The 1,388-nt window shown below is 55.3% G+C and carries 1 rRNA gene; it reads left to right on the top strand.

The annotated features are described in order from the left end of the window. A 23S ribosomal RNA gene (locus SCNU_RS19855) occupies positions 1–1,388 on the top strand; the annotation flags it as partial.

Genomic DNA, 1,388 nt, shown 5'->3' with positions numbered 1-1,388 from the left:
AGTGATAAATCGACATGTTAGGTGAAGTGGCCTGGAATGGTCTGCCGTAGTGGGTGAGAGTCCCGTAGCTGAAAGCGTGTTGACTGGCTTCGATTTTTCCCAAGTAGCAGCGGGCTCGTGGAATCTGCTGTGAATCTGCCGGGACCACCCGGTAAGCCTAAATACTCTCTGGTGACCGATAGCGGACTAGTACCGTGAGGGAAAGGTGAAAAGTACCCCGGGAGGGGAGTGAAATAGTACCTGAAACCGGACGCTTACAATCCGTCAGAGCCTGCGCATCCCTTTGGGGTGGTGGGTGATGGCGTGCCTTTTGAAGAATGAGCCTGCGAGTTAGTGCTCAGTGGCGAGGTTAACCCGTGTGGGGTAGCCGTAGCGAAAGCGAGTCTGAATAGGGCGTGTTGAGTCGCTGGGTCTAGACCCGAAGCGGAGTGATCTACCCATGGCCAGGGTGAAGCAGCTGTAAGAGGTTGTGGAGGCCCGAACCCACTTCAGTTGAAAATGGAGGGGATGAGTTGTGGGTAGGGGTGAAAGGCCAATCAAACTCCGTGATAGCTGGTTCTCCCCGAAATGCATTTAGGTGCAGCGTTGCGTGTTTCTTACTGGAGGTAGAGCTACTGGATGGCCGATGGGCCCTACTAGGTTACTGACGTCAGCCAAACTCCGAATGCCGGTAAGTGAGAGCGTGGCAGTGAGACTGCGGGGGATAAGCTTCGTAGTCGAGAGGGAAACAGCCCAGATCGCCGGCTAAGGCCCCTAAGCGTGTACTAAGTGGAAAAGGATGTGGGGTCGCTGAGACAACCAGGAGGTTGGCTTAGAAGCAGCCACCCTTGAAAGAGTGCGTAATAGCTCACTGGTCAAGTGATCCTGCGCCGACAATTTAGCGGGGCTCAAGTACACCGCCGAAGCCGCGGCACTCACACATGACATCCACATCTGCCTGCGGGTGGGTGTGTAGTGGTGTGGGTGGGTAGGGGAGCGTCCTGCATCCGTGGAAGCAGCGGAGTGATCCAGTTGTGGAGGGTGTGGGAGTGAGAATGCAGGCATGAGTAGCGAAAGACAAGTGAGAAACTTGTCCGCCGGATGACCAAGGGTTCCTGGGCCAGGTTAATCCGCCCAGGGTGAGTCGGGACCTAAGGCGAGGCCGACAGGCGTAGTCGATGGACAACGGGTTGATATTCCCGTACCCGTGTATCCGCGCCCAGTGATGAATCATCTGTACTAACCATCCAAAAGCATGATTTGATTTCTTCGGATTTCTCTTTGTGTGGCTGCGTGGGACCTTGGGTGTAGTAGTCAAGCGATGGGGTGACGCAGGAAGGTAGCCGGGCCAACTGGTGGAATAGTTGGTGTAAGCCTGTAGGGAGAGACATAGGCAAATCCGTGTCTCA

This window comes from Gordonia neofelifaecis NRRL B-59395, assembly GCF_000192435.1.
Classification (GTDB): domain Bacteria; phylum Actinomycetota; class Actinomycetes; order Mycobacteriales; family Mycobacteriaceae; genus Gordonia; species Gordonia neofelifaecis.
This window is presented reverse-complemented; position numbering and strand designations above follow the sequence as displayed.